This is a genomic window from Vibrio sp. 10N.286.49.E11 (genome assembly GCF_041469505.1).
GTDB classification, from domain to species: Bacteria; Pseudomonadota; Gammaproteobacteria; order Enterobacterales; family Vibrionaceae; genus Vibrio; species Vibrio crassostreae_C.
Genome location: NZ_JBFRKQ010000163.1, coordinates 1 through 269, shown reverse-complemented (window position 1 = coordinate 269; position 269 = coordinate 1). Strand labels below are relative to the sequence as shown.

General features: G+C 47.2%; 1 protein-coding gene. It reads left to right on the top strand.

Translation table 11 applies throughout. The features are described from left to right. A partial coding sequence (locus AB4167_RS22080) for a hypothetical protein (RefSeq protein WP_372137032.1) occupies positions 1 to 269 on the top strand: 269 nt, incomplete at both ends.

The window sequence follows — 269 nt, the reverse complement described above, 5'->3', positions numbered from 1 at the left end:
CAAAGTGCCGATGGTGCGACGATCACTCAGTTTACGTATGACGGTCAAGTTCGAACACTGGATCAAACGGACACAGGTGAGCAGCAATTTAGCTTCACAGAGGGTGAGTTGTTCATCACTCTTGAAGGTGAAGTACGCTTCGAACCAAATCGCAATCTAGACCACACGGTTAGCGAAGATATCGTCAAGTCGATAGTGGTGACCTCAAGCGATTTAGATAACGATGTGGTGACGTCAACGGTCACTCTGACCATTACTGACGGTGATAT